At 70.7% G+C, this 6,520-nt stretch carries 10 protein-coding genes; 6 read left to right on the top strand and 4 right to left on the bottom strand.

Annotation, left to right across the window (positions count from 1 at the left end):
- Positions 1–59 precede the first annotated feature (59 nt).
- The gene (locus tag OM960_RS17745; protein WP_264772891.1) at positions 60–803 is read right to left on the bottom strand and encodes an HAD family hydrolase; all 744 of its coding nucleotides are present in this window, start codon (positions 801–803) and stop codon (positions 60–62) included.
- Positions 804–973: 170 nt separating this feature from the next.
- Here OM960_RS17745 and clpS point away from each other — a divergent pair, with 170 nt between their 5' ends.
- The 3 genes from clpS to OM960_RS17760 are packed head-to-tail and all read left to right on the top strand — an operon-like array spanning position 974 to position 3,175.
- Positions 974–1,294, top strand: a complete 321-nt coding sequence (gene clpS / locus OM960_RS17750; RefSeq protein WP_264772898.1) for an ATP-dependent Clp protease adapter ClpS — start codon at positions 974–976, stop codon at positions 1,292–1,294.
- Positions 1,295–1,309: 15 nt separating this feature from the next.
- Positions 1,310–2,323: a class I SAM-dependent methyltransferase gene (locus tag OM960_RS17755; protein WP_264772892.1), complete on the top strand. Its 1,014-nt coding sequence runs from the start codon at positions 1,310–1,312 to the stop codon at positions 2,321–2,323.
- 42 nt (positions 2,324–2,365) lie between these two features.
- The gene (locus OM960_RS17760) at positions 2,366–3,175 is read left to right on the top strand and encodes an SDR family NAD(P)-dependent oxidoreductase (protein WP_263340015.1); all 810 of its coding nucleotides are present in this window, start codon (positions 2,366–2,368) and stop codon (positions 3,173–3,175) included.
- Here the strand turns inward: OM960_RS17760 and OM960_RS17765 are convergent.
- From OM960_RS17765 to OM960_RS17775, 3 genes are read right to left on the bottom strand one after another with little or no spacing between them, the layout of a single operon-like run.
- Complete coding sequence (locus OM960_RS17765) at positions 3,172–3,591, bottom strand: hypothetical protein (RefSeq protein ID WP_264772893.1); 420 nt, start codon at positions 3,589–3,591, stop codon at positions 3,172–3,174. The genes OM960_RS17760 and OM960_RS17765 overlap by 4 nt on opposite strands.
- A complete protein-coding gene (locus tag OM960_RS17770; protein WP_264772894.1) occupies positions 3,588–3,980 on the bottom strand; it encodes a hypothetical protein in 393 nt (130 codons plus the stop codon). The genes OM960_RS17765 and OM960_RS17770 overlap by 4 nt, the downstream gene beginning before the upstream one ends.
- 11 nt (positions 3,981–3,991) lie before the next feature.
- The gene (locus OM960_RS17775) at positions 3,992–4,369 is read right to left on the bottom strand and encodes a hypothetical protein (RefSeq protein WP_263340020.1); all 378 of its coding nucleotides are present in this window, start codon (positions 4,367–4,369) and stop codon (positions 3,992–3,994) included.
- Between the two features lie 144 nt (positions 4,370–4,513).
- Between OM960_RS17775 and hemF the strand changes: the two genes are divergently transcribed.
- From hemF to OM960_RS17790, 3 genes are all read left to right on the top strand, one after another.
- Positions 4,514–5,392: an oxygen-dependent coproporphyrinogen oxidase gene (hemF, locus tag OM960_RS17780; RefSeq protein WP_264772895.1), complete on the top strand. Its 879-nt coding sequence runs from the start codon at positions 4,514–4,516 to the stop codon at positions 5,390–5,392.
- 13 nt (positions 5,393–5,405) lie between these two features.
- Positions 5,406–6,044: a LysE family translocator gene (locus OM960_RS17785; RefSeq protein WP_263340024.1), complete on the top strand. Its 639-nt coding sequence runs from the start codon at positions 5,406–5,408 to the stop codon at positions 6,042–6,044.
- A gap of 70 nt (positions 6,045–6,114) precedes the next feature.
- Positions 6,115–6,408, top strand: coding sequence for a chorismate mutase (locus OM960_RS17790; protein WP_263340027.1), 294 nt, complete (start codon positions 6,115–6,117; stop codon positions 6,406–6,408).
- Positions 6,409–6,520: the final 112 nt, after the last annotated feature.

The following is a 6,520-nucleotide window of genomic DNA, read 5'->3' on the forward strand; positions in this document are numbered from 1 at the left end:
TATCCTGCAGGTTGCAGCTATTTTCGGTGTGTGCGGTGAGGGGATGGCCCTTCGCGGATCTAGCGGTTCGCGGTGTCGGGCATACCAGATCCGCTCTCCGTTCCGGCGTGGATCCGTGCGACGAGCGCGTCGAGCCCGCCAAGGTCGGGCAAGGTGTGGAACCGCGCGTGGTCCTCGGGCGCTGCCTCGTGTTCGAGCGCCCAGGTCAGTTCATGCGGCACATGCACGCCCCAGCCGCCGATCCGGAGCATCGGCAGGACGTCCGATTTCAGCGAGTTTCCGACCATCATCGCGGCCTCGGCCACGAGGCCATGGCGGGCGAAAATATCGGCATAGACCGGGGCGGTCTTGTCCGAGACGATCTCAACCCCGTCGAAGAGGTCGCCAAGCCCGGACTGGGCGAGCTTGCGCTCCTGGTCGAGCAGGTCGCCCTTGGTGATGAGCAGGATCCGGTAGTCCACCGCGAGCCCCTCGACCGCCGCGCGGGCATGGGGCAGAAGCTCGATCGGATGGGCGAGCATCTCCTGACCGGCGGCGATGATCTCGCGGATCACGCGCGCCGGCACGCGGTCCTCGGTCACCTCGATCGCGGTCTCGATCATCGAGAGCATGAACCCCTTGATGCCGAAGCCGTAGCGGCCGAGGTTTCGGCGCTCGGCCGCGAGCAGGCGGTCGTCGAGATGGTCGCGATCGGCATAATCGGCCAGAAGCCCCGCGACATGGTCCTGGGTCATGCGGAAGAACCGCTCGTTGTGCCAGAGCGTGTCGTCGGCGTCGAAGGCGATCGTGGTCAGGTCCGGCATGGCTATCCCCCGCTCCCAGTTCTCCCGGATTCGGGGCTGCGGATCAATCGCCGCGCTTGGCGGCCTTTTCTGGCGCGCCTGAGGGTTTATAGTAGGAGACAGAGCCGACCGCAGCCGAATCCCGGTCGCGGCCCTTCAGGAGTGTGGCATTGCCCCTGCGCCCCATAATCATGTCGGACCGCAAGAGCGGCGACGACCACGAGACGTCGGTCGCCACCAAGACGCGGCCGAAGACGCAGCGGCCGCCGCTCTACAAGGTGCTTTTGCTCAACGACGACTACACGCCGATGGAGTTCGTCGTCCATGTGCTGGAACGCTATTTCGGCATGAGCCACAGCCAGGCCTTCGAGATCATGCTGACGGTGCACAAGAAGGGGCTCGCGGTGGTCGGGGTCTTCTCCTTCGAGGTGGCAGAGACCAAGGTCGCCCAGGTGATGGATTTCTCGCGCCGCCACCAGCATCCGCTGCAATGCACGATGGAAAAGGAATAGGGCGCGGCCCGCTCCATGACGCATCCCCGGCTTTCCCTCGCGCTTGACGGCGCCGACGCGCTGCCGCTCTCCGGGCAGATCCTCGCTTTGGGGCCGGTCGCGGCGGCGGGCGACCTGCCGCTGCCGAAGGAGCGCACAACCGTCGTGCAGGGCTTCCGTCCCGACCACGACGCCTTTGCCGCGCGCGGCTACCGGACCGTGCCTGCGGTTGCCGAGGCGGGTTCGGGCTTTGCCGCCGCCATCGTCTTTCTGCCGCGGTCGCGGGGGGCGGCCCATGCGCTCGTCGCCGAGGCGGCGGCGCGGGTCGTGCCGGGCGGGCCGGTCTGGGTCGACGGCGCCAAGACCGACGGCATCGACTCGATCCTGAAGGAGGTCCGCGCCCGCGTTGCGGTCTCGGCCCCGTTCGCCAAGGCACATGGCAAGGTCTTCCGCTTCGACGCGCCGGGGCCGGAGGCTTTCGCCGACTGGGCGGCGGCGGATATCCATCCCGCGCCCGGCTTCGTGACCCGGCCGGGCGTGTTCTCGGCCGAGAAGGTCGACCGCGGCTCGGCGCTTCTGGCCGAGGCCCTGCCGCAGGGCCTGAAGGGCCGCGTCGCCGATCTCGGCGCCGGCTGGGGCTGGCTCGCCGCGCAGATCCTCGCGCGGCCGGGGGTGAGCGAGCTGCACCTCGTCGAGGCCGATCATGCCGCACATGCCTGCGCCGAGGTCAATATCGACGATCCGCGCGCGCGCTTCCACTGGGCCGACGCGACCCGCTTCCGCCCGCCCGCGAAGCTCGACGCGGTGGTGATGAACCCGCCCTTCCATGCCGGGCGCGCCGCCGAGCCCGCGCTCGGCCAGGGCTTCATTGAGGCGGCGGCGGCGATGCTCGCCCCCTCCGGATCGCTCTACATGGTCGCCAACCGGCACCTGCCCTACGAGGCGGTCCTGACGCGCCACTTCCGCGAACTGGCCGAGATCGGCGGCGACACCGGCTTCAAGCTCTTCCGCGCCGCGCGGCCGGGCGAGCCCGCTCGCCCGCGGCGCTGACTTCCGCTAGCCTGCCCCAACAGAATCAACCCCGGAACCCCCATGACCCTGTCCATCGCCGGCAAAACCGCCATCGTCACCGGAGCCGCGAGAGGCATCGGCCTTGCCATCGGCCGCCACTTCGTCGATCGCGGCGCCAAGGTGATGTTCGCCGACTGCGACGAGGCCAAGCTTGCCGAGGAGGTCGGCACCGAGGCCGCCGCCGAGGGCGCGGTGCGCTGTTTCGGCGGCGATCTCAGCCAGAAGCTGACGCTCGCCAACCTCCTGTCGGCCACGGTCGACGCGTTCGAGCGGATCGACATCGTGGTGAACGCGAGCCGCGGCATCGTCCCCTCGGACCCGCTCAATCCGGACGATCCGAGCATCGAGGCGATGCTGAAGCAGAACCTGATGACCTCGCTCCGGCTGAGCCAGATGGCGGCGAAGCGGATGATCGCCCAGGCCAAGAAGGACGAGCAGACCGAGGGGCCGGTCGGCTCGATCATCAACATCTCGACGCTTGCGGCGTGCCGCGCCCAGCCCGAGCTTCTGGCCTATTCGATCGCGGGCGCAGCACTCGATCAGGCGACGCGCTCGCTCGCCGTGGCGCTCGCGCCCGAGCGGATCCGGGTGAACGGGGTTGCGCTCGCCAGCGTGATGACGGCAAGCCTGCAGGCGAGCCTGAAGGAAAACCCCGACTGGCGCAGCCTGATCACCAGGGGCACGCCGATGGGCCGGATCGCGCCGCCAACCGAGCTGGCCGAGGTGGTGCAGTTCCTCGCCTCGGACGGGGCGGGCTTCGTCACCGGGCAGATCCTGACCGTGGACGGCGGCCGCAGCCTGATCGACGCGGTTCCGGCGCCTGCCTACTAAGCCCCGCCGTAGCGCGCCTTGCACTCGGCGATCTGGTCGAGCGCCCGCGGCACCAGCGCCTCGCGCCGGGCCTTCAACGCGGCGAGCTTGCGGTCCTCGGCAGCGGGGTCGAACGCGACCGGTGTCTCGATGGTCATCGTCTCGGTGGTGAGGCAGGTCGGCGCCTCGTGGCCGGTGCCGCGCGGATAGCCGGGGCAGCGGTAATGCTCGAGATAGGGAAGCTCCTGCCGCGCGGTCTCGTAGCCGCGGGCGCGGCCCGCCTCGGTCTCGGCGATCAGGCGGTCGAGCGTGCGGATGTCCTCGGTCACGGCGCGCAGGCATTGGTCGCGACCCGCGCCGCACCCGGCGAGCGTGGCCGCGGCCGCGGCGGCGAGGACGGCGCGGGGCAGGCGGCCCGCCACGATGCGGCGGTTCATTCGGGATGCTCGACCTTGCAGGCTTCGATCGCGGGCGCGACCCGGGCCGCAAGCTCCGCGCGCCGGGTCTTGAGCCCGTCGAGCTTGCGCGCCTCGGTCGCGGGGTCGATGGCGACCGGCTCCTTCACGGTGTGGAACACCGGTTCGAAGCACATCCGGCGGTAAGGATAGGGGCCGTAGCCCGGGATGAAGTCGTCGCAGCGCGTCCAGACGTGGCGCACGACCTCGCGCGTCTCGTAGCCATAGCCGCGCGCGAGCGTCGCCTCAGTCTCCGCGATGAGCCGGTCGAGGGTGCGGATCTCGCGCGTGGCGCTCTGGATGCAGCGTTCCTGCGGCGTGCCGCAGGCGGCGAGGAGGAGGGCGAGGCAGAGAAGGGGGCGGGCGCGCATGCTGGGGTCTTTCAGATTGCTGGGCAGGTGGCGGCCTTGGCCTCGACCTGCGCGGCGAGCGCGTCGCGGCGGGCCTGAAGGGCGGCGAGCTTGCGTTCCTCGGAGGCGCGGTCGATCGGGACTGGCCGGGTGCGCGGGCCGGGCGCGGTGCAGAAGCTCATCCCGACATTCGACCCGGCGCCGCCGAGGCAGAAGTTCATGCTGGCGCCGCCGGTCGCGGCCACATCGCGGTAGCCACGCTGCAACCCGTCGCGCGTCTCGGCGATGAGCCCGTCGATGGTGGCAAGCTCGCGCCGTTCGGAGGCGGTGCAGCGCGGGCCAGGATCGGCGCAGGATGCAGCCGCGAGGATCAACGCGAAGGCGAGAGAGGGGCGGGCGGATACGGCCATCGGGCGACTCCGGGAGTGCATGCCGGGCCAGCATAGCGGCTTTGCCGGAGAGGGCAATTTCGGGCGACACGGGGCGCGCGCTTTTGTCGGACTGGCGGGGCGGGGCCGGACCTGCTAGGCCGGGGGCGGCTTGGAGGGCACGGCATGACCAGCGATTTCGACACGAGAAAGGCCGAGGCCGCGACCTGGTTCCGCAGCTTGCGCGACGCGATCGTCGCGGCCTTCGAGGCACTCGAGGATGCCGGGCCGGGCGAAGCGCCCGCGGGCCGGTTCGAGGTCAGCGAGACCCGCCGCGCGGGTGCGGCCGGAGAGGATGCCGGCGGCGGGTTGATGAGCGTGATGCGCTGCGGGCGGGTCTTCGAAAAGGTCGGCGTCAACGTCTCGACGGTGCACGGGCAACTCGGGGCCAAGGCGCAAGCCGCGATGGCCGCGCGCGGCGTGCCCGGCATTGCGGAAGATCCGCGGTTCTGGGCCTCGGGCATCAGCCTTGTCGCGCATATGCAGAACCCGCATGTGCCGGCGGTTCACATGAACACGCGGATGTTCTGGACCCCGCACGCGTGGTGGTTCGGCGGCGGCGCCGATCTCAACCCCTGCATCGACTATGCCGAGGACACGGCGCATTTCCACGCGGCCTTGAAGGCCGCCTGCGACGCCCATGACCCGGGCTTTTACACCCGGTTCAAGGACTGGGCGGACGAGTACTTCTTTGTCCCCCACCGGGGCCGCGCCCGCGGCGTCGGCGGCGTCTTCTTCGACGATCTCAACACCGGGGACTGGGACGCCGACTTCGCCTTCACCAAGGCCGTCGGCCAGGCGTTCCTGCCCGCCTTCGTGCCTCTCGTCGAGCGCCGCCATGCCACGGCGTGGGGCGAGGTCGAGCGCGACATCCAGCTCGTGCACCGCGGGCTCTATGCCGAGTACAACCTCGTCTACGACCGCGGCACCAAGTTCGGGCTCGAGACCGGGCACGATGCCAACGCGGTGCTGATGAGCCTGCCGCCCTTGGCGAAATGGATCTGACGGGCGGGCGGCGATGATCGACGGTCTCGCGCCCGGCTCCTTCGCGGCCTTCCTCGTGACCTCGGCGGTGATCGAGCTCACGCCGGGTCCGAACATGGCCTGGCTCGCGATCGTCGCGGCCGGCGAGGGGCGGCGGCCGGGCTATGCCGCGGTCGCCGGGGTGGCGCTCGGGCTCGGGATTGTCGGCATCGCCGCGGCGCTGGGGCTTGCCACGATGGTCGCGGCCTCGCCGTTGGCCTATCAGGCCTTGCGCTGGGGCGGGGTGCTCTATCTCCTCTGGCTCGCCTGGGATGGCTGGCGCGATGCCGGCGACGGGATCGCGCATCTGCCGGACCGCGCGCCGCTCGGCCGCTATTTCCGCCGCGGGCTGATCACCAACCTGCTCAATCCCAAGGCGGCGGTGTTCTACATCGCGGTGCTGCCCGGCTTCGCCGACCCCGCCGGCGTGGTGCTGGTCGAGACGCTCACCCTGTCGATGGCCTATGTTGCGGTCGCGACCGCGATCCACGCCGCGATCGTGACGGCGGCCGGGCTCGCGCGGCGGGTGCTCGACGATCCCGCGCGCAGCCGCATGGTGCGCCGCGCGCTGTCGCTGACGCTGGCCGGAATCGCGCTCTGGTTCGCTTGGTCGAGCGCGGTTCCGGCGACCTGACGTCGGGCCGCATTGTCGTGCCCGCGCTCTGCGGCTATGAGGTGGCCCGAGGACTGGACGGAGAAACGCGATGAAACCGGCGGACTGCGCGACCATGGCCGATGTGCGGGCCGAGATCGACCGGATCGACGGCGCGCTCGTGGCGCTCCTGACCGAACGCGCGGGCTATATCGACCGCGCCTCGGAGCTGAAGCCCGCGCTCGGCCTGCCGGCGCGGATCGACGACCGGGTCGAGGACGTGGTGGCGAAGGTCAAGGCGCGGGCGATGGCCGAAGGGCTCGACCCGGAGTTGGTCGAGGCGCTCTGGCGGCGGCTCATCGACTGGTCGATCGCGCGCGAGGAGGCGGTGATCGGCCGGGACTGACGCGCGCCGTCAGCGGGCTTCCGCGTGTCCGAACTGGTGGTCGTAGAGGGTTCGGAAGAGGCCGTCCCTGGCGAGGAGGCTGTCCGGGGCGCCCTCCTCGTCGACCTGGCCG

The organism is Defluviimonas salinarum, from assembly GCF_026013545.1.
In the GTDB taxonomy this organism is placed as follows: Bacteria; Pseudomonadota; Alphaproteobacteria; order Rhodobacterales; family Rhodobacteraceae; genus Albidovulum; species Albidovulum salinarum.

What these genes read in the sequence shown, in the direction of transcription:
- OM960_RS17745 (WP_264772891.1), bottom strand. Translation starts at nt 803, where the DNA reads ATGCCGGACCTGACCACGATCGCCTTCGACGCCGACGACACGCTCTGG.
- clpS (WP_264772898.1), top strand. Translation starts at nt 974, where the DNA reads ATGTCGGACCGCAAGAGCGGCGACGACCACGAGACGTCGGTCGCCACC.
- OM960_RS17755 (WP_264772892.1), top strand. Translation starts at nt 1,310, where the DNA reads ATGACGCATCCCCGGCTTTCCCTCGCGCTTGACGGCGCCGACGCGCTG.
- OM960_RS17760 (WP_263340015.1), top strand. Translation starts at nt 2,366, where the DNA reads ATGACCCTGTCCATCGCCGGCAAAACCGCCATCGTCACCGGAGCCGCG.
- OM960_RS17765 (WP_264772893.1), bottom strand. Translation starts at nt 3,591, where the DNA reads ATGAACCGCCGCATCGTGGCGGGCCGCCTGCCCCGCGCCGTCCTCGCC.
- OM960_RS17770 (WP_264772894.1), bottom strand. Translation starts at nt 3,980, where the DNA reads ATGCGCGCCCGCCCCCTTCTCTGCCTCGCCCTCCTCCTCGCCGCCTGC.
- OM960_RS17775 (WP_263340020.1), bottom strand. Translation starts at nt 4,369, where the DNA reads ATGGCCGTATCCGCCCGCCCCTCTCTCGCCTTCGCGTTGATCCTCGCG.
- hemF (WP_264772895.1), top strand. Translation starts at nt 4,514, where the DNA reads ATGACCAGCGATTTCGACACGAGAAAGGCCGAGGCCGCGACCTGGTTC.
- OM960_RS17785 (WP_263340024.1), top strand. Translation starts at nt 5,406, where the DNA reads ATGATCGACGGTCTCGCGCCCGGCTCCTTCGCGGCCTTCCTCGTGACC.
- OM960_RS17790 (WP_263340027.1), top strand. Translation starts at nt 6,115, where the DNA reads ATGAAACCGGCGGACTGCGCGACCATGGCCGATGTGCGGGCCGAGATC.